This window comes from Pseudomonas sp. ABa2, assembly GCF_056676075.1.
On the sequence record NZ_CM155239.1, the window covers coordinates 2,558,411 to 2,585,021 of the forward strand.

Annotated in this window: 24 protein-coding genes; 7 read left to right on the forward strand and 17 right to left on the reverse strand. The window is 65.9% G+C overall.

The window, feature by feature from the left end; genetic code table 11:
- Nucleotides 1-18: 18 nt before the first annotated feature.
- Both prpB and AC1G9C_RS12500 read right to left on the reverse strand, forming a co-directional pair.
- Entirely contained in the window at nt 19-903 is an 885-nt protein-coding gene (prpB, locus tag AC1G9C_RS12495; RefSeq protein WP_480410364.1) for a methylisocitrate lyase, read from the reverse strand.
- Complete coding sequence (locus AC1G9C_RS12500; protein ID WP_021445814.1) at nt 900-1,622, reverse strand: GntR family transcriptional regulator; 723 nt, start codon at nt 1,620-1,622, stop codon at nt 900-902. The genes prpB and AC1G9C_RS12500 overlap by 4 nt, the downstream gene beginning before the upstream one ends.
- 299 nt (nt 1,623-1,921) lie before the next feature.
- Here AC1G9C_RS12500 and rloA point away from each other — a divergent pair, with 299 nt between their 5' ends.
- From rloA to AC1G9C_RS12515, 3 genes are read left to right on the forward strand one after another with little or no spacing between them, the layout of a single operon-like run.
- Nucleotides 1,922-2,458: a retropepsin-like aspartic peptidase RloA gene (rloA, locus tag AC1G9C_RS12505; protein WP_021445813.1), complete on the forward strand. Its 537-nt coding sequence runs from the start codon at nt 1,922-1,924 to the stop codon at nt 2,456-2,458.
- Between the two features lie 6 nt (nt 2,459-2,464).
- A complete protein-coding gene (gene rloB / locus AC1G9C_RS12510; RefSeq protein WP_021445812.1) occupies nt 2,465-3,991 on the forward strand; it encodes an osmotic stress tolerance membrane protein RloB in 1,527 nt (508 codons plus the stop codon).
- A gap of 4 nt (nt 3,992-3,995) precedes the next feature.
- On the forward strand, nt 3,996-4,979 hold the full coding sequence (locus AC1G9C_RS12515; RefSeq protein ID WP_021445811.1) for an alpha-L-glutamate ligase-like protein: 984 nt from the start codon (nt 3,996-3,998) through the stop codon (nt 4,977-4,979).
- Between the two features lie 170 nt (nt 4,980-5,149).
- Here the strand turns inward: AC1G9C_RS12515 and AC1G9C_RS12520 are convergent, their stop codons facing one another.
- The 7 genes from AC1G9C_RS12520 to AC1G9C_RS12550 form a co-directional block, all read right to left on the reverse strand.
- The gene (locus AC1G9C_RS12520; protein WP_480410365.1) at nt 5,150-6,301 is read right to left on the reverse strand and encodes a MalM family protein; all 1,152 of its coding nucleotides are present in this window, start codon (nt 6,299-6,301) and stop codon (nt 5,150-5,152) included.
- Nucleotides 6,302-6,305: 4 nt separating this feature from the next.
- A complete protein-coding gene (locus AC1G9C_RS12525; RefSeq protein WP_480410366.1) occupies nt 6,306-7,895 on the reverse strand; it encodes an outer membrane protein transport protein in 1,590 nt (529 codons plus the stop codon).
- A gap of 18 nt (nt 7,896-7,913) precedes the next feature.
- A complete protein-coding gene (locus AC1G9C_RS12530) occupies nt 7,914-8,918 on the reverse strand; it encodes a transporter (protein WP_031303833.1) in 1,005 nt (334 codons plus the stop codon).
- A gap of 38 nt (nt 8,919-8,956) precedes the next feature.
- A complete protein-coding gene (locus AC1G9C_RS12535; protein WP_480410367.1) occupies nt 8,957-9,718 on the reverse strand; it encodes a C39 family peptidase in 762 nt (253 codons plus the stop codon).
- 85 nt (nt 9,719-9,803) lie between these two features.
- The gene (locus AC1G9C_RS12540; protein ID WP_397498488.1) at nt 9,804-10,226 is read right to left on the reverse strand and encodes a DUF6160 family protein; all 423 of its coding nucleotides are present in this window, start codon (nt 10,224-10,226) and stop codon (nt 9,804-9,806) included.
- Nucleotides 10,227-10,466: 240 nt separating this feature from the next.
- Nucleotides 10,467-13,190, reverse strand: coding sequence for a winged helix-turn-helix domain-containing protein (locus AC1G9C_RS12545; protein WP_480410368.1), 2,724 nt, complete (start codon nt 13,188-13,190; stop codon nt 10,467-10,469).
- Nucleotides 13,187-15,901: a winged helix-turn-helix domain-containing protein gene (locus AC1G9C_RS12550; RefSeq protein ID WP_480410369.1), complete on the reverse strand. Its 2,715-nt coding sequence runs from the start codon at nt 15,899-15,901 to the stop codon at nt 13,187-13,189. The genes AC1G9C_RS12545 and AC1G9C_RS12550 overlap by 4 nt, the downstream gene beginning before the upstream one ends.
- A gap of 165 nt (nt 15,902-16,066) precedes the next feature.
- Here AC1G9C_RS12550 and pabB point away from each other — a divergent pair, with 165 nt between their 5' ends.
- Entirely contained in the window at nt 16,067-17,410 is a 1,344-nt protein-coding gene (pabB, locus tag AC1G9C_RS12555) for an aminodeoxychorismate synthase component I (RefSeq protein WP_397498491.1), read from the forward strand.
- Nucleotides 17,411-17,462: 52 nt separating this feature from the next.
- Here pabB and thrH read toward each other — a convergent pair whose 3' ends face one another.
- Nucleotides 17,463-18,080, reverse strand: coding sequence for a bifunctional phosphoserine phosphatase/homoserine phosphotransferase ThrH (thrH, locus tag AC1G9C_RS12560; RefSeq protein WP_021445802.1), 618 nt, complete (start codon nt 18,078-18,080; stop codon nt 17,463-17,465).
- Between the two features lie 189 nt (nt 18,081-18,269).
- Between thrH and AC1G9C_RS12565 the strand changes: the two genes are divergently transcribed.
- The gene (locus AC1G9C_RS12565) at nt 18,270-19,004 is read left to right on the forward strand and encodes a phosphoadenylyl-sulfate reductase (RefSeq protein ID WP_480410370.1); all 735 of its coding nucleotides are present in this window, start codon (nt 18,270-18,272) and stop codon (nt 19,002-19,004) included.
- Between the two features lie 50 nt (nt 19,005-19,054).
- Here AC1G9C_RS12565 and cysB read toward each other — a convergent pair whose 3' ends face one another.
- The 5 genes from cysB to AC1G9C_RS12590 all read right to left on the reverse strand — a co-directional run bounded on the left by cysB (nt 19,055) and on the right by AC1G9C_RS12590 (nt 22,997).
- On the reverse strand, nt 19,055-20,029 hold the full coding sequence (gene cysB / locus AC1G9C_RS12570) for an HTH-type transcriptional regulator CysB (RefSeq protein WP_021445800.1): 975 nt from the start codon (nt 20,027-20,029) through the stop codon (nt 19,055-19,057).
- Nucleotides 20,030-20,134: 105 nt separating this feature from the next.
- The gene (locus AC1G9C_RS12575) at nt 20,135-20,635 is read right to left on the reverse strand and encodes a universal stress protein (protein ID WP_021445799.1); all 501 of its coding nucleotides are present in this window, start codon (nt 20,633-20,635) and stop codon (nt 20,135-20,137) included.
- Between the two features lie 110 nt (nt 20,636-20,745).
- Nucleotides 20,746-21,651 carry a 5'-nucleotidase gene (locus AC1G9C_RS12580; protein WP_480410371.1) on the reverse strand — a complete coding sequence of 302 codons (906 nt, stop codon included), beginning with the start codon at nt 21,649-21,651 and terminating at the stop codon, nt 20,746-20,748.
- A gap of 3 nt (nt 21,652-21,654) precedes the next feature.
- A complete protein-coding gene (locus tag AC1G9C_RS12585; protein WP_480410372.1) occupies nt 21,655-22,611 on the reverse strand; it encodes a putative 2-dehydropantoate 2-reductase in 957 nt (318 codons plus the stop codon).
- Complete coding sequence (locus tag AC1G9C_RS12590) at nt 22,611-22,997, reverse strand: YbbN family protein (RefSeq protein WP_457787074.1); 387 nt, start codon at nt 22,995-22,997, stop codon at nt 22,611-22,613. Before AC1G9C_RS12590 ends, AC1G9C_RS12585 begins: the two co-directional genes overlap by 1 nt.
- Here AC1G9C_RS12590 and AC1G9C_RS12595 point away from each other — a divergent pair.
- Together AC1G9C_RS12595 and AC1G9C_RS12600 are read left to right on the forward strand one after the other, a co-directional pair.
- Entirely contained in the window at nt 22,996-23,409 is a 414-nt protein-coding gene (locus AC1G9C_RS12595; RefSeq protein ID WP_021445795.1) for a PilZ domain-containing protein, read from the forward strand. The genes AC1G9C_RS12590 and AC1G9C_RS12595 overlap by 2 nt on opposite strands.
- Before the next feature lie 163 nt (nt 23,410-23,572).
- Entirely contained in the window at nt 23,573-24,649 is a 1,077-nt protein-coding gene (locus tag AC1G9C_RS12600; RefSeq protein WP_021445794.1) for a 3-deoxy-7-phosphoheptulonate synthase, read from the forward strand.
- 63 nt (nt 24,650-24,712) lie between these two features.
- Here AC1G9C_RS12600 and AC1G9C_RS12605 read toward each other — a convergent pair whose 3' ends face one another.
- Complete coding sequence (locus AC1G9C_RS12605; RefSeq protein ID WP_021445793.1) at nt 24,713-24,991, reverse strand: GNAT family N-acetyltransferase; 279 nt, start codon at nt 24,989-24,991, stop codon at nt 24,713-24,715.
- A gap of 141 nt (nt 24,992-25,132) precedes the next feature.
- On the reverse strand, nt 25,133-26,506 hold the full coding sequence (locus tag AC1G9C_RS12610) for a GntP family permease (RefSeq protein WP_480410373.1): 1,374 nt from the start codon (nt 26,504-26,506) through the stop codon (nt 25,133-25,135).
- Nucleotides 26,507-26,611 lie beyond the last annotated feature (105 nt).

Below are 26,611 nucleotides of genomic sequence, written 5' to 3' on the forward strand. Positions count from 1 at the left end.
AATCCGGTTGATGCATTGTTATTTTTTCGCGGCGAACAGCGCGTCGAGCTTCTGCTCGAAGGCGTGGTAGCCGATGCGGTCATAGAGTTCGGCGCGGGTCTGCATCAGCTCGATCACGTCCTTCTGGTGGCCGTTCTGGCGGATCGAGGTGTAGACCGCTTCTGCCGCCTTGTTGGCGGCACGGAAGGCCGACAGCGGGTAGAGCTGGATGGCCACGCCGACCGAAGCCAGCTCGTCGCGGGAAAACAGCGGGGTGGCGCCGAATTCGGTGATGTTGGCCAGCACCGGGACGTTCAGGGCCTCGACGAAGCGCTTGTAGGTCGGCAGGTCATAGGCGGCCTCGGCGAAGATGCCGTCGGCGCCGGCCTCGACGTAGGCCTGGCAGCGCTCGATGGCGGCGTCCACGCCCTCGGCCTGGATCGCGTCGGTACGGGCGATCAGGAAGAAATCCGGATCGGTCTTGGCGTCGGCGGCGGCGCGCACGCGGTCGACCATTTCCTCGCAGGAGACGATTTCCTTGCCCGGACGGTGGCCGCAGCGCTTGGCGCCGACCTGGTCCTCGATATGGGCGGCGGCGGCGCCGGCCTTGATCAGGCTCTTGATGGTGCGCTCGATATTGAAGGCCGAAGGGCCGAAGCCGGTGTCGATATCCACCAGCAGCGGCAGGTCGCACACGTCGGTGATGCGGCGCACGTCGGTGAGCACGTCATCGAGGGTGTTGATGCCCAGATCCGGCAGGCCCAGGGAGCCGGCCGCGACGCCGCCACCGGACAGGTAAAGGGCGCGGAAACCGGCGCGCTTGGCCAGCAGCGCATGGTTGGCGTTGATTGCGCCGATCACCTGCAATGGCGTCTCGATGGCGAGGGCCTGGCGAAAACGCTGGCCGGGGGAAAGCTGACTCATGACTCACCTCGTTTCTTGGCTGTCTTGGACTGAGCATCCAGATAATGGCGCTCGATATTGCGTTTGGAGGCGCCGATATGGCGGCGCATCAGGAGTTCGGCCAGCTCGCCGTCACGCTCGGCGATGGCATCGAGAATGCGGTGGTGTTCGGCGAACGCCTGGCGCGGCCGGTTCGGCACCGAGGAGAACTGCAGGCGATACATGCGCACCAGCTGATACAGCTCGCCGCAGAGCATCTTGGCCAGGGTCTCGTTGCCGCTGCCCTGGATGATCCGGTAGTGGAAATCGAAATCGCCTTCCTGCTGGTAGTAACCCCGGCCGGCCTGAAAGGCCTCGTCGCGTTCGTGGGTGTCCAGCACCCGGCGCAGCTCGTCGATCTCGCCCTGGCTCATGCGCTCAGCGGCCAGGCGACAGGCCATGCCTTCCAGGGATTCGCGGATCTCGTACAGCTCGATCAGCTCGGCGTGCGACAGCGAAACCACTCGCGCGCCGACATGGGGCACGCGCACCAGCAGCTTTTGCCCTTCCAGACGGTGGATCGCTTCGCGCAGCGGCCCGCGACTGATGCCGTAGGTGCGCGCCAGCTCGGGCTCGGAGATCTTGCTGCCGGGGGCGATCTCGCCTTTGACGATGGCGGCCTGGATCAGGCGAAAGACGTGCTCGGAAAGCGTCTCCGAATCGGCCTGGGGCGCAGCGGTGAGCGTTGAATCGATCAACATGATTGTCGACACCATGGCTATGCAATGGCGAAAAAATAAGCTTACGACCGGTTCTTGTCAAAGAAAAATTAGTCATTGTCGACAATCTGTAGCAGGCCACTCCGCCAGCCAACCGCCGACCTTACTTGCAGAAAGCTACATAAGCGTCTGTCAGCACGGAAAAACCCCATGCTAGAATGGCGCCCGCTCAGACCGGGCCTTGCGCCCGGCCATGCCTGCTAGACTCCTGGCAAGCAAACGCGCCGGTTATCCGCCGCCAGTCGCCCACACGCCCCTGGCAACATTCCCTTCAAGGACTTATGACACTCAAGCCCTTCGCCTTGTTGCTTTGCCTGCTGGCCCTGTCCTGCCCGAGTCTCGCGGTGGGCAAAACCGTCTATGGCCTCAACGAATACACCCGCGTGCTCGACTTCGACCTGGAAGTCGCCGCCAAACTCGATACCGGCGCCAAGACCGCCTCGCTCAGCGCCCGCGACATCAAACGCTTCAAGCGCGACGGCGAGACTTGGGTGCGTTTCGTCCTGGCCATCGACGGCGGCCAGGAGCAGACCATCGAACGCCCGCTGGCACGGATCAGCAAGATCAAGCGCCGCGCCGGCGACTACGACCCGGATGAAGGCAAGACCTACACGGCGCGCCCGGTGATCGAGCTGCAGCTGTGCATGGGTCAGGCCCTGCGCACCATCGAAGTGAACTTGACCGACCGTAGTGCATTCCAATACCCGCTGCTGATCGGCTCCGAAGCGCTCAAGCACTTCGAAGCCCTGGTCGATCCAAGCCTTAAATACGCCGCCGGCAAACCCGGCTGCGACTCTGACGCAACCCCTGGCGAGTAACTCCCCATGCGCTCTCTGAACCTGCATCTGAAAGTCCTGATCACCTTGCTGGTGGCCCTGGGCGTTCTGATTACGGCATACCAAATTTTCATCCTCGGCATTCCGGTGACCGAAGACGAGACCGACGACCTGTGGAACATCGACGCCAAGGTCGAGTTCCAGGCCAGCCCGCGCGAGCCGGTCAAGCTGCAGATGTACGTGCCGCCGCTGAACCAGGACTACGTCAGCCTCAACGAGAGCTTCATCTCCAACAACTATGGCGTCAGCGTCAACCGTGCCGACGGCAACCGCCGCGTCACCTGGTCGGCCCGTCGCGCCAGCGGCAAGCAGACCCTCTACTACCGCCTGGTGCTGACCAAGCGCTACAGCGGCGAACAGACGCCGGCCAAGGGGCCGATCTTCCGCGACAGCATCCCGGTCGAAGGTGCGGAGAAGATCGCCGCCGACGCCCTGCTCGCGCCCATCCGCCAGCACTCGGCCGACGTCGAAACCTTCATCAGCGAGACCATCAAGCGGGTCAACAACGCCAATGACGACAACGTCAAGCTGCTGCTCGGCGGCGACGCCTCCACGGCCAACAAGGCCAAGGTGATCGACCTGCTGCTGTCCATCGCCCACGTGCCGATGGAGCGCGTGCACACCATTCGCCTGCAAGCCGAGACCAGCCAGTCGCCGGAACTCTGGCTGCGCAGCTTCAACGGCGAGAAGTGGCTGTACTTCAACCCGGAAAGCGGCGAACAGGGTCTGCCGGCCGACCGTCTGGTGTGGTGGATCGGCGATGGCGACCTGGTCAGCCTGGAGGGCGGCAAGCAGGCGCAAGTCAGCTTCAGCCTGAACAACAGCGAGATGAACGCCATTCGCCTGGCCAAGCTGACCGACGAAACCACCGACGCCGACTTCCTCGAGTACTCGCTGTACGGCCTGCCGCTGTCGACCCAGCAGACCTTCCAGATCATGATCGTCATCCCCATCGGCGTGCTGGTGATCCTGATCCTGCGCAACCTCGGCGGCCTGCAGACCCTCGGCACCTTCACCCCGGTGCTGATCGCCCTGGCCTTCCGCGAGACCCAGCTGGGCTTCGGCATCTTCCTGTTCACCGTGATCACCGCACTCGGCCTGTCGCTGCGCTCCTACCTGGAGCACCTCAAGCTGCAGATGCTGCCGCGCCTGTCGGTGGTACTGACCTTCGTCGTGGTGCTGATCGCCGCCATCAGCCTGTTCAGCCACAAGCTGGGCCTGGAGCGCGGTCTGTCGGTGGCGCTGTTCCCCATGGTGATTCTGACCATGACCATCGAGCGTCTGTCGATCACCTGGGAAGAGCGCGGCGGCAGCCATGCCTTCAAGGTCGCCATCGGCACCCTGGTCGCCGCCACCCTGGCGCACCTGCTGATGAGCGTGCCGGAGCTGGTGTACTTCGTGTTCACCTTCCCGGCGGTGCTGATGATCCTGGTGGGCTTTATGCTGGCGATGGGTCGTTACCGCGGCTACCGCCTGACCGAACTGTTCCGCTTCAAAGCCTTCCTCAAGGACTAACGCCATGTTCGGCCTGATCAAGACGTGGAAGGCCCTTGAAGCCAAGGGCATCATGGGCATCAACCGACGCAATGCGGACTACGTGCTGAAGTACAACAAACGGCACCTCTACCCCATAGTCGACGACAAGATCATCACCAAGGAGCGGGCCATCGAGGCCGGCATCGACGTGCCCGAGCTGTACGGCATCATCGACACCGAGAAAGGCATCGACAAGCTCGACGAGATCATCGCCGGGCGCACCGACTTCGTCATCAAGCCGGCGCAAGGCGCCGGCGGCGACGGCATCCTGGTGATCGCCGACCGCTTCGAGGAGCGCTTCAAGACGGTGTCCGGCAAGATCGTCAGCCACGAGGAGCTGGAGCAGCAGATCTCCAACATCCTTTCCGGCCTCTACTCGCTGGGCGGCCACCGCGACCGCGCGCTGATCGAGTACCGGGTGACCCCGGACACCATCTTCAAGAGCATCAGCTACGAAGGCGTGCCGGACATCCGCATCATCGTGCTCATGGGTTATCCGGTGATGGCCATGCTGCGCCTGCCGACCCGTCAGTCCAACGGCAAGGCCAACCTGCACCAGGGCGCCATCGGCGTCGGCGTCGACCTGGCCACCGGCGTGACCCTGCGCGGCACCTGGCTGAACAACAAGATCAGCAAGCACCCGGACACCACCAACGCGGTGGACGGCGTGCAACTGCCGAACTGGGACGGCTTCATGAAGCTGGCCGCCGGCTGCTACGAGCTGTGCGGCCTGGGCTACATCGGCGTGGACATGGTGCTGGACCAGGACAAGGGCCCGCTGATCCTCGAGCTCAACGCCCGCCCCGGTCTGAACATCCAGATCGCCAACGACTGCGGCCTGACCCACCGCGCCCACGCCGTCGAGGCACGCCTGGAAGAGCTGAAGAAGAAAGGCATCCAGGAAAGCCCGGAGGAACGCGTGCGTTTCTCCCAGCAGCTGTTCGGCCACGTCCAGCAGAACGCCTGACGGCGCCGAGACGATGAAAGGGCCCGGTCAAATGACCGGGCCCTTTCATTTGTAGGTTGGCGCTAGGCGCAGCGAAGCACCGCGACCATCAATCGCCGACGCCCGGCCAGACTTCGGCGCTGCGCCCAGCATCCTCCGTTGGGCTTCGGCGCTGCGCGCCTCAACCCAACCTACCGCACGATCGCTAGTTCGAAGGCCCCCTCGTCGGCATGGGCATGGCGCTGCATGCCCGCCGCATCGGTCGCCAGCTCCTGCAGCGGACGCTTGAACGGCTTGTTGTCGAGGGTCTGCAGGCTGCGATCCTCGTCGGTGGTGAGCAGCAGCACGTAGCGCTCGCCGCGCTCGGCGCGCACCTGCACCGTGCCTTCGATAAAGGCGTAGCGATACCAGGTTTCCGGGTGCAGCTGGTACACCGCGTCGCTGACCAGGCGCGTCGGCCGCTTGGCCTCGTCGAGAAACAGCAACGAGGGGTAGACCACCTGGCGATTGGCGAAACTGCGCACGCGCAGGCCGTAGGTCTGGCGCGATGCCGGCAGCTTCAGCGCCGCGTAGTAGCTGCGGCCCATGGGGAACTCGAAGCTGGGCGAGAAGCGGTCGAGCTCCTCGTAGCGCGGCTCGTCGGCGGACAGCGCGGTGAAATCGCTGTCGCGCAGCTGGCCGCAGCAGCGTGTCAGCAATTCGCCGTAGAGGCCGTCGCCTCGGCTCTGGCTGCCGGCCAGCAGCGCCTGCATGGCCGCGGTCGGCTGGCCGTCGAGCAGCGGCAGGGCCGGCTGGCCGCGCTCGAACTCGATCTGCCGGCCCTCGCTATAGCGCACCGACGCGCTTTGTTCGCTGCCACGGGCACCTCGCTGGCCGGCGGCGACCGGCGAGTTGTGCATCCGCCCCTGATCGTCGACCCAGGTGTAATAGGGGCTGTCGTCGCCGTCGCGAACGAAGCCGCGCCCCTCCAGCACCGCCGAATCGATGTAGTCCCCTGCCCGCTCGCCGCTGGCCAGCAGGCGGTCGCGGCGGGCCACGCCTGCGACCTGCTCGCCGGCATAGAAACTGTTCTGCAGCTGGCCGCTGCCGTCGACCCAGGTGAAATAGCGGCGCTTGCTCTCGCCGGTGCTCGGCGCACTGCCCGGCCAGGCGCCGCCGTCGCCGAGGCGGGCCTGATCGCTCTGCTGCGCGCGGCGCTGGGCCAGGCGCTGCTGCTCGGCGAAGCGGGTATCGACGAAGGTGTTGTGCACCCGACCGAGGTCGTCGACCCAGGTCAGGTAGCGGCTGCTGGCAGCGGCATGCATCAGCGGCAGCAGCATCAGGACGAACAACAGACTGCGCATCGCCTCAGAACCTCGAGGTGTAGGTCATGGAGAAGATATAGGCCTTGACCGTGGTTTCGACATTGAGCCCGGCATAGGGGTTGTAGACCAGGTTGTCCAGGCCCTCGCAGCTGAGGTTGCAGCTGCTGCCGGCGGGAATGTTCTGCTTGGAGACGAAGTAGTTGAAACCGATGTCGATGTTGCTGTCCTTGTCCCAGCGGTAGCCCAGGCCCAGGCCGTAGAGATCGCCGTCGCCCACCGGCGCCAGCACGTCGGCCTTGTCCTTGGGGATGGCCGAGGGGCGGTATTCGTAACCGGCGCGCAGAGCCAGGCGGTCGTTGACCTCGTACTGCACGCCCACGCCCCAGCTCCAGGTGTCGCGGTAGCCGCGGTCGAGGATGATGCTGCGATCGGTGGCGTTGCCGCCGCCGAAGGTCTTGGCGATGCGCAGCAGGTCCAGTTCGCGGTCGAACTCGATCTCGAAGTTGTTCCAGTCGCTGTAACCGACCCAGCGCAGGTCGAGGTTGAACTGCCACTTGTCCAGCGGGCGCAGCTTGATGCCGGTGCTGAAGGCATCCGGGTAGGTCAGCTTGAGCGAGGCATTGCCGCTCTCCTCGTCCGCGCCGTAGGGAAACAGCGGGCTGAGCACCTGGCCGAACAGCGAGCCCTGCAGCCCCGACCAGAACCCGGCCCAGTCGTCCGTGTAGTCGATGCGGTACTTGCCCTGCAGGTTCATCCGCGCCTCGCTCTGGTAGGTGGCGCCCCAGGCGAACCAGTCGGTGGGCTCCCAGAGGATGCCCAGGTTGTAGGTCGGCGACAGGCTCTGCTGCAGGTCCAGATCGAGGTTGGCCAGCGAGTCGAAGGGGCCGATCTTGCCGCTACAGACGTTGATGAAGGGCCCGAGGATCTCCTCCAGACCGGGCAGGCACAGCGCCTCGTTGAGGATGCGGGTCAGGCCGGTGAGCATGCCGGGGTTGCGAAAATCCTGGTTGAGCGCCACGGCCTGGTGCGAGAAGCCCACGGACAGCCCCACGGAGAGTTCATCGTTGACCTGATAGGCCAGCGAGGGGGAGAAGTAGGTGATGCGCTGCAGCGATACCTGGCGCCCCTGGAAGCGCCCCGGGTCGCTGTCCGAATCGCGCGAGTAGCCCAGCGCCATCGGCGCGTAGACGTTGGTGGCGAAGGTGAACTTCGAGCCCGGCGGGTTGATCGACAGCCCCGCCAGCGGTGCCACCAGCACCGGCAGCTCGGTCATGCCGCCGACGCCGGGCAGGTACATGGTCGGCGTCAGGGTGCGGCTGCTGGAGTTCTTGAACGGGTCGTCGTCGAAGCCCATGAAGCCGTAGTCTTCCTTGGCCTCGAATTCGGCGCGGATGTCCATCACCCCGCTGAGCAGCTTGACCGTGGTCTGCCGGCCCTTGAGCTTGCTCAGAGCGGCCGGGTTGTAGTGCACGGCGTCGATGCCGGTGGAATCGGCGGTCACCGCGTTGCCCATGGCCATGGCCTTGGGATTGCCGATGGTCAGGTTATTGGCCAGCTGGGCCTGGGCCTGCAGGGCGCAGCCCGCGCTCAGGCCGACCAGCAGCACGGCCTGCAGCGTCGCAAGATGGGTCATATCGGCTTCGCTCGCTGCTTATTCGGCCTTGAGGCCCTTGATGTCCAGGGGCATGGAGACGCCGAGCAGGACATCGGGCGAATCTTCGGTCATGCCGAAGCCGGCGTTGACGTTGACGATATGGTTCGGCGAGGTGCGCAGGCCGAGGGAGAAGTTCATCACCGCGCTGGTCTGCTCGCTGCCTTCGAAGCTGGCGTCGCTGAACTTGAACTTCGGCGCCAGGTTGTGCGCCATCTGGAACGAGGTGGCCAGCGACACGTCGTAGGACAGCGCGTAGGCGAAGCCCATGCTCAGCGACAGGCTCGAGCCCGGGTCGACCTCTTCCAGCAGGCGGCCGGCGCGCACCTGGTCGGCGTCGCGGATCGGCAGGTTGTAGGTGTAACCCAGAGAGCCGAACAGCACGACCGGGTCGATCACGTAGGACAGGTTGGCGCCGACGCCCAGGCTGTAATAGCCGTTGCCGCTGGACAGGCCGTTGTCCAGGCTGACGTCGTAAGGGCTGTCGCCGGTGGGCAGGCCGAGGGTGGCGAACAGCGTGGTGACCGGCCGCCCGCGCGCCGACGACCAGGGCTGCCAGCGCAGGCTGGCGGAGACGTCGCCGAGGCTGTAGGTGCTGAGGTCGCGCTCGGTGTCGTACTTGGCCAGGAACGGCACGCGCATGCTGAAGGTCAGGTTGTCCCACACCCCGTAGTCGAAGGTGAAGGAGTTGGTGAAGGTGTGCTGCGCCTCGCTCTGGCCGATCACGCTGAACACGTTGCTGCCGGTGCGCACGGTCTGGATCTGGGTATCGCGCAGCAGCGAGTAGTCGAAGCCGTAGGTCAGGGTGCGTTCGCCCTTCTTGAGCAGGGTGTAGCTCTTCTCGGCGGCCTGGAACACCTCTTCCAGCGCCTTGGCGCTGTCGGCGTCGTCTTCCTTCTTGGTCAGCGCCTCGCGCGCCTCGTCGACCGTCGCCTCTTCGGCGCAGGCCGGCTGCGCCATGGCCAGCGCCAGCGCGGCCAGCCCTGCGTACCCCCAAACTCCCATGACGCTATCCCCAGGTCGTTATTGTTATGCCGGGTGAATCACTTGCGGCGAATGTATTGAATGTCGCCCCCCGATCCCAGCTGATCGGCCTGATTGGAGGTGAACTTGGCCATCTGCGGAAACTCGCGGAAGGCCAGCAGACTGATGGAGCGGTCGTCGATGATGCGCAGATCGCGGTCGGTCAGGGCCATGGCATTGGCCGGCTCGTTGCCGCTGGGAAAGATCACGAACAGTACGTTCTGATCCCAGATCTGCTCGAAGCGCACGCGGGTGAAGCTGATATTGCCCAGCGCCGGATCGGCGACGAAGACGTGCTCGTTGTAGACGTCGCGCACCACCACGAAATGCTTGAAGCCGGCATACTCGATCGGCACGATGGCCGGGTGCTCGAGCTGCTCGAGGTCGGCGAAGTCGGCGCGAAAGCCGCCGCTCTTGTAGCCCAGCGCGGTGACGAAGCGCTTCATGTCGAGCAGCGAGAAGCCGCGACGCTCGACGATCTTCTCCGCCTCGCCGAAATGCAGCAGCCCTTCCATTACCTGGCGCTCTTCCAGATTGCGCCCCAGGTAGTAGTCGAGCAGGGTGGTCAGCGCCGCGGAGCCGCAGCTGTAGTCGTAAGCCTGGCGGATCACGTTGCGAAACTGCAGTTGGCTCATCGGCTCCAGCACCACCGACTCGCGCAACGGGCCATTGGGCACCAGCGGCTGGCTGATATTCACGACTCCGGCAGGTTGCGGCTTGGTGTCGACCGCCTCGGTAAAACCGTACAAACCGATCAGGCTGCCCACGAGAATCTCGATCATTGGTCAATCCGCGACTGCGTACAACGAAGCAGGAAGCCCCGCCGCGCCTGGCGACAGGGCTCCTGTGGATCGGGTCAAACGAGGATCAATGACCCCAGACCTTGACGGTGGAGCCGGCCATGTCCAGGCCGTTGATGGCCAGACCGCCGATGCTGTTGGCACCGATCTTCACCGCGGCCACCGACACACCGCCGTTGATGCCCGGCAGGCCGATTTCCAGCTTGCTGTCGACCACGTCGATGGTCAGCGGGTTGCTTTCGTCGATGTTGAAGCCGGACAGGGTGACGGTTTCCAGGGTCAGGCTGTTGCTGCCGTCGGTGACGCCGGCTTCGGTGTCGGTGTAGACGATGGAGCCGATGGTGGCGTCGAAGTTACCGGCGATGCTGATCCCGGCCTGACCGGTCACACCGGCCAGATCGGCGTCGTCCAGCGCCTTCAGGTCGGCCTGAGCCATGAACGGAACGGCCATGATCGCGGCGGCAAGAGCGATTTTTTTCAGGGTCATCATTGTTGTTATCTCCACAGTTCTAATGGGGGTTCCCCGGGGCTCTGCCAGCGACTCCCTGTCGCAAGCAGCTGGATCGGCTCATGCCGATCACCAGGCCTGCCGCTGCTTCCCTAAGCGCGCCAGGCTTGGATTCGCGAAGCAGCGTGCTTCTCGACCTGGCTACAAGCTACTAACCCCCTCCCCGACTGCCAGCCCATCCAAGGGATGGAGCACGGCCGCTCACTTTCCTCACCGGACAGCTCAGGCCTCGCTGAGCAGGCCCAGGCTCTTGCCCTTGAGTACCGCCTGGGTGCGGCTGCGCACCCCCAGCTTGGAAAACAGGTTGTGCAGGTGCCACTTGATGGTGGCCTCCGACAGGTGCACCGCCTGGGCGATATCGCGGTTCGACAGGCCCGCCGCCACCAGCCGCAGGATCTCCCGCTCGCGATGACTAACATCCTGATTTTCCTCGAAACTTTCCGGATCTATGGCCATTCGCCGACATTGCTCGCGGAGCAGTTCGGCGAGCCCCTGCCAGGCCGCGGCGCGCTTGGGTTCGGCGCTGCTCCAGGCGTCCCAGAGCGGCAGCAGCCACAGCGCATCGTCCTGGAACAGGCGGCGGTAGCCGCACTGCCAGGCCTCCTCCAGCGTCGCGCGGAGCAAGGCGAAGGCTTTTTCGCTGTTACCTTTGCGCCAGTACGCCACAGAAAGTAACAGGGCCAGACGCAGCCGGCGGTCGCGCTGGTGCTCGGCGCCCTGCTTGGCCAGGCAGGCTTCCAGACTGGCCTGGGCTTTTTCCACCCGGCGCTCGGCCAGGGCCAGGCGCGCCTGGCTCAGGGCCAGGGCGGTATGGGCATCGCCATAGCGTTCGATGGGCAGCGCCGCCAGGTGCCGCTCCAGCTGCAGGTAGATGCGCTGCGCCTCGTTGGGCCGGCGCAGCCACAGCAGGAACTGCACCTTGCAGCCCATGCCCAAGGCGAATACCCGCTCGTAGCCCGGGCCCTGCAGGCCGGCCAGCCACTCGTCGAGCTCGGCCAGCCCCTGCTCGGCCTCGCCGGCGAAGAACCGCGCGCGCGCCATCACCAGCTTGCCGCGGCTGATCAGCTCCACCGGCGTGGCCACGTCGCGCCAGGTGGTGGCCAGCGGCAGCTCGGCGAGAATGGCGCCATGCCGATCCTGTTCGTAGAGCAGGTCGGCGTAGGCCAGACCCAGCGGCCCGCCGACCCGACTGCGCCGGCCGAACACCTGCTCGACCCGCGCCCGCGCGGTTTCCGCCAGGGCGCGACCGCGCTCCAGCTCGCCGTATTCCTTGCAGATCAGCGCCTCGATCAGGCTGGCCATCACGTGCAGGTATTCGCTCTCGCACTGGCGCAGGTTCTCCCGCGCCACGGCGATGGCCTTGGCCGCCTCGCCGAATTCGCCGAGCAGGGCGAACGCCGCGGCCTGCACGCAGGCCAGGCTGGCGCGGAACACCGGCTGGTTCTGCGGCACCAGCGCCAGCCAGTGCCCGGCCACCTTGAGGCAGGCCTCCAACTTGTCCTGGTACAGCAGCACCAGTGCCTTGAGCACCTGCGCCGCCGCCAGCAGCTCGATCAGGCCGAAGTGCATGCCCTTGCCGCGCCCCTGGGTCAGGCGCGTGCTGACCTCCTCGATCAGCGCCTCGGATTCGGCGAACTTCTGCTCGAAGGCCAGCTGCCAGGCATAGAAGATCTGGAACACCGGCTGCTCGCCGATCACCACCGGCGGCACGTCCTTGAGGATGGCGAGGATGCCATACACCCGGTTGCCGGCGATCAGCCGCGCGCCCTGGCGCTCCAGCAGTTCGGCGGCGAAAGCGTAGTCGCGGGCGCGCAGGGCGTACTTGATCGACTTGTCGGCCAGGTCGCGGCCCTCGCACCAGCGTGCCGCGGCGTGCAGCAGGTGGGCCGGATCGCCGCGCTTGGCCAGGCGGCCCTGGAGGAATTCGGCGAACAGGTGGTGATAGCGGAACCACTCGCCCTGCTCGTCCAGCGGGATCACGAACAGTTGCTCGCCCTGCAGCCGACGCAACATGTCGCGACCGTCGCGGCGGCCGGTCAGGGCATTGCACAGCTCGGCGTTGAATTCGTCGAGCACCGAGGTCTGATCGAGAAACAGCTGCAGCGCCTCGGGCAGGCTGGCCACCACGTCCTCGGCCAGGTAGTCGGCGATATCGCGTTCGGCGCCGGACAGCCCGGCGAGAAAGGCGGCGCGATCCTGCTGGCGCGGCAAGGCCAGCGCGGCCAGGTGCAGCGCGGTGATCCAGCCCTCGGTACGCGCATAGAGCTGGTTGAGCTCGCCCTCCTCCAGCGCCAGCTGCTTGATTTCGCGGAAGTAGGCGGCGGTCTCAGCGCGGCTCAGGCGCAGGTCCTCGGCCTTGAGCCAGAAGGCCCAGGCGCCGAGCGACGGCGGCTCGTCGAGAAAACGCGGCTGGTAGCGCGTGCTGACCACCAGGTGCACGTGCCTGGGCAGGCGCTCGACCAGGTAGCGCGCCCCCTGGCCGAGGGACGGATGGCGGATGCGGTGGAAGTCGTCGAGCATCAGGTAGAGCGCGTGCGGCAGGCCCTTGAGGTCGTCGATGAAGGCGTCGATCACCGCCTCCAGCGGCCAGCTGATGTCGCCCTGCAGCAGCGCCGAGGCGCTGCTGCCGAACCCCGGGCAGGCCAGTTCGATGGAGGCGATCAGGTACTGCAGAAAACGCGGCGGCTCGCTGTCGGCCTCGTCGCACGACAGCCAGGCGAGGCGCGCGCCCTGCGCCTGCAAACGCCGTCGCAACTGGCTGAGCACCGTGCTCTTGCCGAAGCCGGCCGGCGCGCTGAGGAGCAACAGGCGTTGTTCGCGCGCCGCCAGCAGACGCTCGAGCAGCGCCGAGCGCTCCAGCAACGGTGCGCCTTCGCCGTGGGCGGGATAGAGCTTGGTGCGCAGCAGGGGAAACGCCTGCAGGCGGGGCTGGTTATGACTGGTCATGATTCGAGTAGGCTCAGCTCACGGGCGCGACGGATGGCTTGGGTGCGATTACGCACCTTGAGCTTTTCGTAGATGTTGTGCAGGTGCCATTTGACGGTACCCAGGGCCAGCGACAGCTGCTGGCCGATCTCGTCGTTGGACAGGCCCTTGGCGGCCAGGCAGACCACTTCGCGCTCGCGCTCGGTCAGCCCCTCCTCCAGCACGTCCAGGGCCTGGCGCGACTCCTGCCCCGGCCAGATCGCCAGCAGGCTGCGGATGAAACCCTGCAGCGCCGGCTGGCGCTCGGCAGCTTCCAGCTGCTGCAACAGCAGGCGAATGGCCTCGCCTTCCTCGACGAACAGGCTGCGCGCCTCTTCCCGCTCGGCACCGATCAGGCATTGCACCAGCAGGCTCTGTGCCCGTTCCTGATAGCCCAGGCGTTGGTAGCTGAGCGCCGCCAGCAGGTCCAGGCGCAGGCGCTGCAGGCCGTGCCAGCCGCTCTGCAGCTGGCTGCGCAGCTGGGTGATCTCGTGCAGCGCCTCGCTGTAATGGCCGCGCGCCTGTTGCAGGCGAATGCGGGTCAGGCCCAGCACCCAGAGCACCGGGTTGAAGCTGCGCTGCTTGTAGTGCGCCGCCAGCTTGTGCCAGTCCACCGCCTTCAGGCGCTGCTCGGCGCGCTTGCTGCGGTCGGCCGCAGGCTCCTGCAGGATCAGGGCGATCTCCTCGCCCACCGCCTGCACGTAGAAGCGCCAGGAATGGTTGCGCGCCGCCAGGTTCTGCATCAGCACCAGGGTCGCGGCCGCCTCCTTGGGTGCGTCCTGCATGCGCTGCACCCGCGCCAGGCAGAGCATGGCCTGGGCGTAGAGATCGATGGGGTTGATCACGTCGACCGTGGCCAGGGCCCAGCGCAGACGCTCCTGCAGCCCGGCAAGCCGCCCCTGGCGGTAGGCGATCAGCGCCTCGGTGATGGTCGGCAGGGCCAGGGCGCGGGACTTCTCGCCGAACCAGGGCATCACCCGCGCACGCAGCTGCTCGAACAGCAGCTGCGCCTGCTTGATCCGTCCCTGCTCCAGGCACAGCAGGATTTCCACGTTGGCCAGCTGCATGTCCAGGTAGCGGCCTTCGAGAAAATGGTTGCGCTGCTGCGCCAGCGCCAGCAGGCGGCGCGCCGGCTCGGCCTGGCCGAGCATGACCTGGGCCAGGGCGCCGACCGTGAGGATCGCCACCTCGAGAAAGGCGGTGTGCTGGCCGAGCTGCGCCTCGATGCGCCGCGCCAGGCTCACGCAGGTGTCCAGGTCGTCCTTCTGCAGGGCGATCACCGCCTTGATCGCCAGGGTGGCCAGCAGCTTGTCGCTGAGCGGGCCGCTGCTGCGCGACTCGCCCCAGCGCTCGAGCAGCTCGTCGAGCATGCGGTTGGCTTCGCTCAGGCCGAGTTCGGCGGCGCGGGTCCAGACGTCGGCGAGCACCAGCACGGGAAAACGTCCGGCGATCTCGTCCGGCACGTGCTGGCGCCACTTGTAGATCAGGTTGAGCTGGCCGCGATTGATCAGCTCCAGGCCGCAGCCGTCGAGCAGCGCGGCGAGCATCTCGGCGTCCTCGGCCAGGCAGGCGTGCTCGATGGCCAGGTTCTGCATGTGGTGATTGGTGAACCACAGGCTGGCATTAAAATGCAGCTGCTTGAGGCGTTCGGGGTCGCGCTCCTTGAGGCGGTTGCGCAGGAATTCGGCGAACAGGTTGTGGAAGCGGTACCACTGTCGCTCGCGATCCAGCGGCAGGAGGAACAGCTGCATGGCTTCCAGCTCCTCCAGCAGGCGCTGGCCGTCCTGTCGGCCGGTCAGCGCGTTGGCCAGATCGCCGCTGAGCTGCTGCGCCACGCCGAGGGCCAGCAACTGCTCCTGGCGCTCGAGCGGCAGTTGCTCGAACACCGAGCGCAGCAGGTAGTCGCCCACCGCGTGCTGCTCCGCGCCCAGCTCGGCCATGCGCGCGCCGGGCTGGGGCTGATGACGCAGCCACAGGCTGGCCAGGTGCACGCCGACCATCCAGCCCTCGGTGTGGCTGTACAGCGCGCGGAACGCCTCGGCATCGAGCTGCAGGCCGCTGCGTTCGAGGTAGCTGCGCGCCTCCTGCGGGTTGAGGCGCAGCTCCTCGCTGCCGATTTCCAGCAGCAGCCCCTTGGCGCGCAGCGTGGCCAGGTTCAGCGGCGGTTGCGAGCGGCTGCCGATGGCCAGGGTGAAGTTCGGTGGCGCCAGCTTGACCAGGCGATTGAGCGAGCCGAGCAGCTCCGCGTCCTGGATCAGGTGCAGATCGTCGAGCACCAGCAGCAGCGGCTCCTGGCGCTGCGCCAGATCGACCAGCAGGCTTTCCATGACGGCCTCGACCGGCACGCGCATGGTGTTGCGCAGGTAGCCCAGGGCGTCGTCGCCCAACCCGGGCAGCGCGCGGCCGAGGGCCTCGAGCAGTTGCTGGAAGAAGCGCACCGGCTCGTCGTCGCCAGGGCCGAGCGACAACCAGGCGATGCCGGCACCGGCGCTGCGGCGCTCGGCGGCGAACATCGCCAGGGCGGTGGTCTTGCCGAAGCCGGCGGGAGCGGAAAAGAGCACGAGGCGAGCATGCGGATGGGCTGAAAGCGCGGCTTCAACCTGGGGCCTTGCCAGATGGTCGGTGGAGGCCTGGGGCGGCGAGAGTTTCGAGCGCAGCAGGCTTCCAGCGGCTGGATCTATAACTTCATCCATGGCCTGGATCCCTTCGTTAATTATTGTTCTGGTACGGCGGTTCAACGTTCCGGCACGGCCTCATACTAATCAGCCGGCGGCTCCCGAGTAAACCCGGGCGCAAGCTCTAGGATGAATGTTAGCGGCAGACTACAATCGCCCCTTCAGCCCTCTCGACTGCCACGCATGCCTAGCTGCTCCCTGCATTCCCTGCCCTACCGGGCCGATCCCGCCGAGTATTTCCAGCGTATCCGTCAGGCTCCCGGCGCCGTGTTGCTGGATGCCGGCCGGCCGGGCGCCGAGCGTGGACGCTATGACCTTATGAGCGCCTGGCCATTGGCAGAGCTGGCGCCGGCTGCCGACGAATCGGCCAACGACTTCCTCGCCCGCCTGCGTGCCGCGTTGCAGAGCCTCGGCCCGGCCGAGGTGCCGGCCGGCAGCGCGCTGCCGTTCGTCGGCGGACTGATCGGCTACCTCGCCTACGACTTCGGCCGGCGCCTGGAACGCCTGCCCGCGCACAGCCGCGACGACCTGGCCTTGGGCGATGCATGCTTCGGCCTGTACGGCTGGGCGCTGATCAGCGACCACCTGCTCGGCACCAGCCAGCTGCTGTTCCACCCGGCCCTGGCGCCGGCCGAACGCACCCGGCTGTGCCAGCTGTTCGCCACGCCGGCAGCCGACGCGGATGCGCACTTTCGCCTGCTGCAGCCGTTTCGCGCCGATCTCGACCAGGCCGCCTACCGCCGCGCCATCGAGCGCATCCAGGGCTATATCCTGGCCGGCGACTGCTACCAGGTGAACTTCGCCCAGCGCTTCCAGGCACCATGCGAAGGCGATCCCTGGGCCGCCTACCAGGCCCTGCGCCGGGCCTGCCCGACGCCCTTCGCCGGCTTCCAGCGCCTGGCCGACGGCAGCGCCATCCTCAGCCTGTCGCCGGAGCGCTTTCTCAAGGTCAGCGCCGGCCAGGTAGAAACCCGACCGATCAAGGGCACCCGCCCGCGCGGCGCGGATGCAGCGGACGACCAGGCGCAGGCGCAGGCGCTGCTGGCCAGCGGCAAGGACCGCGCAGAAAACCTGATGATCGTCGACCTGCTGCGCAACGACCTCGGGCGCAGCTGCCGCATCGGCTCGGTGCGGGTGCCGGAGCTGTTCGCCCTGGAGAGCTACCCCAACGTGCACCACCTGGTCAGCGCGGTGACCGGCGAACTGGCGCCGGGCAAGGACGCCCTGGACCTGCTCGCCGGCAGCTTTCCCGGCGGCTCCATCACCGGCGCGCCGAAGATCCGCGCCATGCAGATCATCGACGAGCTGGAGCCGACCCGCCGCGGCCTGTACTGCGGCTCGCTGCTCTACCTGGACGTGCGCGGCGAGCTGGACAGCTCCATCGCCATCCGCAGCCTGCTGGTCAAGGACGGCCAGGTCAGTTGCTGGGGCGGCGGCGGCATAGTCGCCGACTCGGACTGGCAGGCCGAGTACCAGGAGTCCATCACCAAGGTGAAGGTGCTGCTGCAGACCCTGGAAAGCCTATGAGGCAGAAAGCACAAGGCCCGCAGCAGCGGGCCTTGTAGCATTGCGGCGAGCCTTACAGGCTCAGCTGGCGATTGGACGCCTTGAGGAACTCGCGCTTGAGGTCTGCATAGCTGTGCACGGCCGGAAACTGCGGGAACTCGCGGATCACGTTGTCCGGAGCATGGAACAGGATGCCGGCGTGGGCCTCGCTGAGCATGGTAGTGTCGTTGTACGAATCGCCGGCGGCGATCACCCGGTAGTACAGGCTCTTCAGCGCGATCACCGACTGGCGCTTGGGGTCCTTCTGACGCAGCTGGTAACTCACCACCCGATCGGTGTCGTCGGTGATCAGCTTGTGGCACAGCAGCGTGGGGAAGCCCAGCTGGCGCATCAGCGGCTGGGAGAATTCGTAGAAGGTGTCGGAGAGGATCACCACCTGGAAGCGCTCGCGCAGCCAGTCGACGAACTCCACCGCGCCGTCCAGCGGCTTGAGGGTGGCGATCACTTCCTGGATGTCGCGCAGCTTCAGGCCGTGCTCGTCGAGGATGCGCAGGCGCTGCTGCATCAGCACGTCGTAGTCGGGAATGTCCCGGGTGGTCGCCTTGAGCGACTCGATGCCGGTTTTTTCCGCGAAGGCGATCCAGATCTCCGGGACCAGCACGCCTTCCAGGTCGAGACACGCGATTTCCACAGGCCACTCCTCGATTGAGCTTGAAAGAAGGCGGCACTCTAACGGCTCGCCAGAAGCCGCGCAACGCAGCCCTTATAGCCAACTAATGCAGTAACAAGGGGTATTGGTTATTTAGACGCATAACCGGCTTTTGCTACCATCGCCGCCAGAGCGCCCAGCGCCACCCCGATCAATAAGGAAGCCCGCCTGATGAGCCACCCCTTCGACGTCGCCGAACTGGCCGCGACCTACGCCAGCAAATCCCCCCAGGACATCCTCAAGCTCGCCTTCGAGCACTTTGGCGACGAGCTCTGGCTGTCCTTCAGCGGCGCCGAGGACGTGGTGCTGGTGGACATGGCCTGGAAGCTGAACAAGAACGTCAAGGTGTTCAGCCTCGACACCGGTCGCCTGCACCCGGAAACCTACCGCTTCATCGAGCAGGTGCGCGAACACTATGGCATCGCCATCGAGGTGCTCAGCCCCGACGCCGCCGCGCTCGAAGCGCTGGTCAAGGCCAAGGGCCTGTTCAGCTTCTACAAGGACGGTCACGAGGAATGCTGCGGCGTGCGCAAGATCGCCCCGCTCAAGCGCAAGCTGGCCACGATCAAGGCCTGGGCCACCGGCCAGCGCCGCGACCAGAGCCCCGGCACGCGCAGCCAGGTCGCCGTGCTGGAACTGGACCAGGCCTTCTCCACCGCGCAGCACAGCCTGTACAAGTTCAACCCGCTGGCGCGGATGAGCAGCGAAGAAGTCTGGGCCTATATCCGCATGCTGGAGATCCCCTACAACCCGCTGCACGAGCGCGGTTTCATCAGCATCGGCTGCGAGCCCTGCACCCGCCCGGTACTGCCCAACCAGCACGAGCGCGAGGGCCGCTGGTGGTGGGAGGAAGCCACGCAGAAGGAATGCGGCCTGCACGCCGGCAACCTGATCGCCAAACACTGAGCAGAAAAAAGCCCGCGCGACGCGGGCTTTTTCATGGGCGACGCCGGCCTTCAGTAGGTCGGCAACTCGACGCCGTGGAACAGCTCTTCGAGCTCCGACTTGTTATGGCACTGCACCGCCTTGGCCAGCACCTCGCGGGTCAGGTGCGGGGCGAACTTCTCGATGAAATCGCACATGAAGCCGCGCAGGAAGGTGCCGCGACGGAAGCCGATCTTGGTCACGCTGGCCTCGAACAGGTCGCTGGCATCGAGCACCACCAGGTCGGGGTCGAGCTTGGCGTCCACCGCCATCCGGGCCACGATGCCGACGCCCAGGCCCAGACGCACATAGGTCTTGATCACGTCGGCGTCGGCGGCGGTGAACACCACCTTGGGCGTCAGGCCGCGATGGCTGAAGGCTTCGTCCAGCTTGGAACGGCCGGTGAAGCCGAACACGTAGGTGACGATGGAATGCTCGGCCAGCGCCTCCAGGGTGAGCTTCGGCAGCTTGGTCAGCGGGTGCCCCTGCGGCACCACCACGCAGCGGTTCCAGCGGTAGCAGGGCATCATGATCAGGTCGTTGAACAGCTCCAGGCCTTCGGTGGCGATGGCGAAATCCACCGTGCCATCGGCGGCCATTTCGGCGATCTGCATCGGCGTGCCCTGGTGCATGTGCAGGGCGACGTCCGGGTACTGCTTGATGAAGGCGCTGATCACCGGCGGCAAGGCGTAGCGCGCCTGGGTGTGGGTGGTGGCGATGGACAGGGTGCCCTTCTTCTCGTTAGAGAACTCCTGAGCGATCTGCTTGATGCTCTCCACCTTGCGCAGGATCTCGCCGGCGGTGGTGATGATGCGTTCGCCGGCCGGGGTGACGCGCGTCAGGTGCTTGCCGCTGCGTGCGAAAACCTCCACGCCCAGCTCGTCCTCGAGCAGGCGGATCTGCTTGCTGATCCCCGGCTGCGAGGTGTACAGGCTCTGTGCGGTCGCCGATACGTTGAGGTCGTGGTGCGCGACTTCCCAGATGTAGCGCAGTTGCTGAAGCTTCATATGTTTCCCTCAAAGCTGGTAGGCCGGCCAGTGGCCGCCGACGCCTTTTATAACCATATTATTGGTTTAAACCAACAATCTAGACCATTTATTCGGATTCGCCTCCTAGAGTTCGCCATGTCCGCGATGTTGCAGCATCGGCACCAGGTACACCGGCGCCTCCGACAGCTGCACCACCCGCGCCGCCGTGCGCCCCAGCGGCACGGCCAGATCGGCGCCGTGGCTGTGACTGCCTACGACCAGCAGATCCACCCCGAGTTTCTGCGCCTCCGCGAGAATCACCGCCGGCGGGTCGCCCTGCAGCACGCGCACCGCGCGGATCAGCTGCAAGTCCTGCTGGCCCTCGCCCAGCTCGTCGCGAAACCCCTCCAGCACACGCTGCTCGATGCTCGCCATCACCGTGCTCAGGCCGTTGCGGCGCAACTCGCCGAGGGTGTCTTCGTCCAGGTAGGTTTGCAGCACGGATTCGGCGAACAGGCCCATGGGCTCCACCGCGTGCACCACGTAGAGATCGGCGTTGAAACTGCGGGTCAACGCCAGGGCATGCTGCAACACATAGGAGGCATAGAGGCCAAGATCGGTGGCGTAGAGTATCGAGCGGATCACGCGGCCTCCTTGACTGCTGGCCCAGGCCCTTGATTGAGCTTAGCAGCGCATCAGGCAAAGCAAGATCGGAGGCGCTATTTAGGACGAATGGCTATATAGCGACGAGCCGCTCAGGGTTGCAGCTCGTTGCTCACCCCGTGCGGCACATGCCCGGTCGCCACCACCTGACGGGCCTTCTCGCAATGGCCGGTCTGGTCGTCGAAGAACACGTCGGCGGCGAAGGCTTCGAGCACTGCCGACTTGTCCAGGCCGCCGAGGAAGAAGGACTCGTCCAGGCGAATGTTCCACTCGCGCAAGGTGCGGATCACCCGTTCGTGGGCCGGCGCCGAGCGCGCGGTGACCAGCGCGGTGCGGATCGGGCAATCCACCTCGGGGAACTCCTGCTGCAGGCTGTGCAGCGCCGCCAGAAACGGCTTGAACGGCCCGCCCGGCAGCGCCTGCCGCGCCGCCTCGCGCTCGTGGCTCTGGAAGGCGTGCAAACCGCCACTCTGGTAAACCCGTTCGGAGTCATCGGAAAACAGCACCGCATCACCGTCGAAGGCGATGCGCAGCTCGTTGCTGTTCGCCCGCCGGGTACCGCCGGAAAGCAGGGTTGCCGCGCCAAAGCCGGCTTTCAATGCATTGCGCACGTCATCGGCATGGGTCGACAGGAACAGGTGGCAGCCGAAGGCCGCCAGGTAGGGATCGGGACTGCGGCCGCCGACGAAAGCCGCGCGGGAGATGCCCAGGCCGTAATGCTGGATCGAGTTGAAGGCGCGCAGGCCGGTGTCGGCGCTGTTGCGCGAGACCAGAATCACCTCGACACGCTGCTCGCTGAGGCGCTGGTTGAGCCCCAGCAGCTTTTCCACCAGGGGAAAGGCATCGCCCGGCATCAGCACCTCGTCCTCGTGTTCGATCTGGTAGCGGCGGTAGGCTTCCACCCCATCGCTCTCGTAGATCTGGTGGCTCTCGCTCAAGTCGAACAAGGCCCGCGAGGAAATCGCCAGCACCAGCTTGTCGCCCAATCCCTTGCCCATGGCCTAGGCCTCCCGACGCGCCTGAATGAAGCTGAGCGCCTGATACAGCGCGCGGACCCTGGGCATGTCGCAACCGACCGCCGCCGCGGCCGCCAGAGGCGCCTCGTAGATGGCATGCAGTTCGGCCGGCCGCCCCTGGGCGAAATCGTGGTACATGCTCGGCAGATAATCGGGCATCCGTTCGGTGGCCGCCAGCAGCTTGTCGGCGTAGTTGTCCGGCATGCCGTGGCCGAGTGCCTGAGCGGCCTGCACCACTTCCAGCATCAGGTCGCGAATCAGCGCGCGGCTGTCGGGGTTGCCCATCAGCTGGCGGGTGTCGGCATCGAGCAGCACCGACAGGCCGTTGTAGGGCACGTTCCACACCAGCTTCTGCCAGCGTGTCTGGGCCAGGTTGGGCATGGCCGCGGAATCCAGCCCGGCGCCGCGGAACATGCCCGCCCCCTCCTCGGCCAGCGCCAGGCGCGCCTCGCCCTCCGCCGCCAGCCCGGAGTGATAGGCCAGGTTGATCGCCCCCAGCGCCTGGTGCTCGATCGCCCCGGGACCGATGCGGTGCACGCAGATGTAGCAGAGCCCGCCGAGCAAATGCAGGTCGTCCGCCAGCAGCGGACGCAGCTCGTCCTCCACCGCCAGGCCGTTCTGCAGCAGCACCACCTTGGCGCCGGGCGCCGCCGCCTGGGTGATCAACGGCGCCAGCTCGGCGTTGGCGGTGGTCTTGGCACCGACCAGCAGCCAGTCGCAGGGCGGCATGTCACCGGCATTGCGATAGGCCTGCACCGGTGCCAGCTGCAGGGCGCCATGCACCGCGCTGTTGAGCTGCAGGCCGCGCTCGGCCACCGCGGCATATTCGCTGCGCAGGAGAAAATGCACGTCGTAGCCGGCGCGCGCCAGCAGCAGGCCATAAAAACCGCCGATGGCACCGGTGCCGATGATGCCGATGCGCGGCGCGGGGGATTGAGACATCAGGGAAGCTCCTCAGCCGGGCGACGCAGCGCTTCGCCCATGGCGGCAACAAGATCGGTGGGGGTCAGGCGCGCCTGCAGCGCGCCAAAGAACTGACCGTCGCGGATCAGATACAGCGCCGGCAGGTGAAAAACCTCGTAGCGCGTCACCAGACCGGCGTTGTGCCCGGCGTCGACCCAGCACAGGCGCGCCACCGGCAAGGGCATGGCCGGCAGCACCCGACGCGCCCAGCGGCAACTGGCACAGCCCGTGCTTGTGAAGAGTAGTAGCGAGGTGCCGGGCAGATCGAGCAGGCGGCGGTCCGCATCCAGATCGGTCAGTTCCAATTGCGTCGCTATACTGAAATCACTGATATCAGTTTGCCTGCATTCGAGGTCGGTGCTCATGCGTAAGTTTCTGCGTCATCCAAGCGACATGCCGGTGGAACTGGTATTGCGCAGACAGGCCTGCATTCCGCGGCAACGGCTGAACAATATCAGCCTCGGCGGGGTGGCGTGCAACTCGACGCGCGGCTTTCGCCGCGGCACCTCGGTGGAACTGCGCATTCCCCTGTTCGGCGAACAGGCGCGCTACCCCGGTGTGGTCGCCTGGTGTCGCCGCCAGGCTGAAGACTATCTGGTGGGCATCGCCTTCCTCGACGAGGACACCCTGTTCCGTGCGCGCATGGTCGAGCAGGTGTGCCAAATCCAGCATTACCGCCAGCAACTGGAGCAGGAGACGGGCCAGCCCATGGCCATCGAACACTGCGCCCGCGAATGGATCGCCAAGCACGCCGCGCAATTTCCCTATCTGGCCTGATGCGCCCCCTCTATAGGCCTCATTGCACCTACCGCCCATTGTCGCGAAGCCCCTTACGCGCTAAGGTTCGGCCTCCCCCTGCGCCAACTAGCTGTGCACCGCCACAGGGGATCGCTGGCGGCCGGCACCCGTGACCTGACGACCTGACCCGATGAATAGCACGATGGCTGATTTACCGATCGACGACCTCAACGTCGCCTCCAACGAAACCCTGATCACCCCCGATCAGCTGAAACGCGAGATTCCCCTGACCGATGCCGCGCTGAAGACCGTGGCCCACGGTCGCCAGGTGGTGCGCGACATCCTCGACGGCAAGGATCATCGCCTGTTCGTGGTGGTCGGCCCCTGCTCGATTCACGACATCAAGGCCGCCCACGAATACGCCGAGCGCCTCAAGGTGCTGGCCGCCGAACTGTCCGACAGCCTGTTCCTGGTCATGCGCGTGTACTTCGAGAAGCCGCGCACCACGGTCGGCTGGAAAGGCCTGATCAACGATCCCTACCTGGATGACTCGTTCAAGATCCAGGATGGCCTGCACATCGGTCGCCAGCTGCTGCGCGACCTGGCCGAGATGGGCCTGCCCACCGCCACCGAGGCGCTCGACCCGATTTCCCCGCAATACCTGCAGGACCTGATCAGCTGGTCGGCCATCGGCGCGCGCACCACCGAATCCCAGACCCACCGCGAAATGGCCTCGGGCCTGTCGTCTGCGGTCGGCTTCAAGAACGGCACCGACGGCGGCCTGACCGTGGCGATCAACGCCCTGCAGTCGGTGTCCAGCCCGCACCGCTTCCTCGGCATCAACCAGGAAGGCGGCGTATCCATCGTCACCACCAAGGGCAACGCCTACGGCCATGTGGTGCTGCGCGGCGGCAACGGCAAGCCCAATTACGACTCGGTCAGCGTTGCCATTTGTGAGCAGGAACTGACCAAAGCCGGCATCCGCCCGAACATCATGGTCGACTGCAGCCACGCCAATTCCAACAAGGACCCGGCGCTGCAACCGCTGGTGATGGAAAACGTCGCCAATCAGATTCTCGAAGGCAACAACTCCATCGTCGGCCTGATGGTCGAGAGCCACCTGGGCTGGGGCAACCAGTCGATTCCCAAGGATCTCTGCGACCTCAAGTACGGCGTGTCCATCACCGATGCCTGCATCGACTGGGACACCACCGAGAAGAGCCTGCGCAGCATGCACGCCAAGCTCAAGGACGTGCTGCCCAAGCGTCAACGCGGCTGATTCGGCAGCCGCGCAAACGAAAACGCCGGGCGATGCCCGGCGTTTTCATATCCGCGTTCGGCCTCAGCCGGCCTGGTGGCGCGACCGACGCTCCATATAACGCTCGACGTAGGAACAGGACGGAATCACCGTGTAGCCCTTGCCCTCGGCGTAGCGCAAGGCGTGCTCGGTCAGCGCCGCGGCGATGCCGCGACCGCGCAGGGCGTTGGGGACGAAGGTGCGATAGATGTCCAGGGTCTGCTTACCGAGGTCCATATAGGCCAGGTAGGCACGATCACCGTCAACGGACGTCACGAACTGGTGACCCGCCTGATCGTGGTGAATGGACAACCCCTCGCTCATCTTCACTCCTCTAGCCGCGAGCCTGTCGCGGCACATCCGTATTTCATACCTACGCTTTACCGAAAGCGCAAATCCCCGCGCCTCGTCTCGGCGGCGCGAGCCGACAGCTTATCAGGCCAAAGACCGCCCAGTCATGCGCAATCACAGGCTCAAGACCGCGATGCACAGCAGCACGGCCAGCACCGGGATCAGCACGGTGATGACGAAGATATCCTTGTAGGCCTGTTTGTGGGTCAGGCCCATGATCATCAGCATGGCGATCACCGCCCCGCAGTGCGGCAGCGAATCCAGGCCACCGGCGGCGATATTGGCGATACGGTGCAGCACCTCCGGCTCCACGCCCATTTCCAGATAACGCGGCGCCAGGGTCTGCATGAAGATCTGCAGGCCGCCGGAGGAGGAGCCGACGATGCCGGACACCACGCTGACCGAGGCGAATACCGAGAGCAGCGGCGGCAGGTCCACCGCCAGTATCCATTGCGCGAACTGGGCGAAACCCGCGGTCTGCGTCACCACGCCGCCGAAGCCGATCACCGCCGCGGTATTGAGCAGCGGCATGATCGCGTCGTCGGCGCCCTGCCCCAGCACACCCAGGGTGTTGCGACGCAAGGTTGGGAACATCAGCACCGCCACTCCGGTGGCCAGCACCAGCGCCAGGCTCGGCCAGAGAATCGGTTGCGCCTGACTGAACGCCAGCAGCCCGCCCAGGGCGCCCTCGCCGGGTGCGACCGCGCCGGACAAGGCGAGCAGACGCGGCAGCAGGATGATGCCCAGCACCACGACGATCGGCACCAGCGCCATGCCCCAGTGCGGCCCGGTTCCCGGTGTGCCGGCCAGTTGCTCCATGCGCGCATCCTGGGCGTTGGCCTCGAAACCCTCGCCCCGCTCGCGCGCCAGGCGCCATTCGCGCTGCAGATAGGCCATGCCCAGGCCGATCATCAGCAGGCTGGCAAACACGCCGATCCAGGCCCCGGCGAACAGATCGGTACCCAGGGCACTGGCGGCGATCACGTTATGGATCGACGGCGACCCCGGTAAGGCAGTCATGGTGAAGGTGCCCGCGCCCAGGGCCGTCGCCGCGCAGAACAGGCGCTTGGGCAGGTTGGCCTCGCGCATCAGGGTGATGCCCAGCGGGTACATGGTGAAGATCACCACGAACACCACCACGCCACCGTAGGTCAGCACCGCGCAGACCAGCATGGCCACCCACAGGGTGCGCTGGGTGCCGAGGCCGCGGGTGATCGCCTGGGCGATGCTGCCGGCGGCCTGGCTGGCGGCCATGACCTTGCCGAAGATGGCGCCGCAGAGAAACAGCACGAAGAACTTGCCGGCGAAGGTGAATGCGCCCAGCGGGCCGAACGGAAAGTGCTCGAGCAAAGCCTTGGGCACGGCCACGCCGTTGGTCAAGGCCACCAGCATGGCGCAGACCAGCGCCGCAATGAAAATGTTCACCCCACGCAGCGCCATGTAGATAAGCAACGCCAAGCCCAGCAACAACCCCAAGTTACCCAACATCTTCGTCCCCGCCCTTATTGTTGTAGTCCTTGCGCGACAGTTATAACAGCTTGGCCGCGAGCACGTCCTAACAGCATCGGAGTTGGCTATTTTTTATCCAAAGAG